General features: G+C 39.1%; 1 protein-coding gene. It reads left to right on the top strand.

Going from position 1 to position 1,313, the window contains the following annotated elements:
* Positions 1 to 65: 65 nt before the first annotated feature.
* Positions 66 to 1,307 carry an MFS transporter gene (locus V7659_RS30900; protein ID WP_335543818.1) on the top strand — a complete coding sequence of 414 codons (1,242 nt, stop codon included), beginning with the start codon at positions 66 to 68 and terminating at the stop codon, positions 1,305 to 1,307.
* The last annotated feature ends 6 nt before the right edge of the window (positions 1,308 to 1,313 follow it).

Genomic DNA, 1,313 nt, shown 5'->3' with positions numbered 1-1,313 from the left:
TTCATTCGATAGTAAGATAAAGTTAGCAAATATTTACTAACTATTTTAATAAAGAAGGGATGTTTATGAGTCAACCAGCAGTTTTACCATCACAGAAACCCAATACTTCTGAAGCAACCATGTACAAAATTTTATTTATTATTGGATTGTGCCATTTATTAAATGATGCCATTCAGGCTGTCGTCCCTGCGATGTTCCCTATTCTTGAAAAATCAATGGGACTGAGTTTTACCCAACTTGGGATAATTGCTTTTTCCTTAAATATGGTTTCGTCCGTTATGCAGCCTATTGTCGGGTTTATTACTGACAAAAAACCAATGCCCTACGCACTGCCGGTTGGGCTCACTTTCACTTTAGTCGGTATTCTTGGATTAGGATTTGCTTCAAGCTTCGGTTTGATCGTACTGTCCGTTCTGTTCATTGGTCTTGGGTCAGCGGTATTTCATCCAGAGGGTTCTAGGGTTGCCTATATGGCAGCGGGAAATCGCCGTGGATTGGCTCAATCAATATATCAAGTCGGCGGTAACACAGGGCAGGCATTAGCCCCTTTAATTACAGCATTAATATTAGTTCCTCTTGGGCAAATCGGAGCTTCATGGTTTACGGTTGTGGCTGCACTTGCGGTAATCTTATTGGTCTATATCGCTAATTGGTACCATCAGAGATTAATAGTTTCTCCAAATGTATTAAAGAAAAAGAAATCTAGTGCTGGAACGAATAAAGGGTTAACGAAAGAGGTAAAAACTACATTAGTCTTGATTCTGTTATTAATTTTTGCAAGAACTTGGTATACTTCTGGGATTACAAATTTTTATACTTTTTATGCAATCAAGGAATATTCCTTGACGATTAAACAGTCTCAGCTCTTCCTCTTCGCTTTTTTAGTTTCGGGCGCAGTCGGTACTTTTTTTGGAGGGCCTCTATCAGATCGTTTTGGAAAGAAAACCATTATTTCTATCTCAATGTTAACGACCGTTCCTTTTTCTATTTTGATTCCGTATGCACCGCCGACTCTGGCGTTTATATTCCTGATTATCACTGGATTTATCTTAATGACTAGTTTCTCAGTTACGGTAGTATACGCTCAGGAATTAGTCCCAGGTAAAATTGGGACGATGTCAGGATTAACAGTTGGCCTTGCATTTGGAATGGGGGCAATTGGTTCTGTGGGCCTTGGTTATATTGCAGACTGGATTGGGATGCAAACAATGATAAGATGGCTCGGAGTACTGCCATTACTAGGTATAATAGCTTTCTTTCTTCCGACCGATAAAAAGATTACGGAATGGAATAAGCAGGAAATATAAAAGGAT

Source organism: Neobacillus drentensis, assembly GCF_036966985.1.
Lineage (GTDB): Bacteria > Bacillota > Bacilli > Bacillales > Cytobacillaceae > Neobacillus > Neobacillus drentensis_E.
The sequence above is the reverse complement of the archived record's forward strand: the minus strand, read 5'-3'. Positions and strand labels throughout refer to the sequence as shown.

What these genes read in the sequence shown, in the direction of transcription:
- V7659_RS30900 (WP_335543818.1), top strand. Translation starts at nt 66, where the DNA reads ATGAGTCAACCAGCAGTTTTACCATCACAGAAACCCAATACTTCTGAA.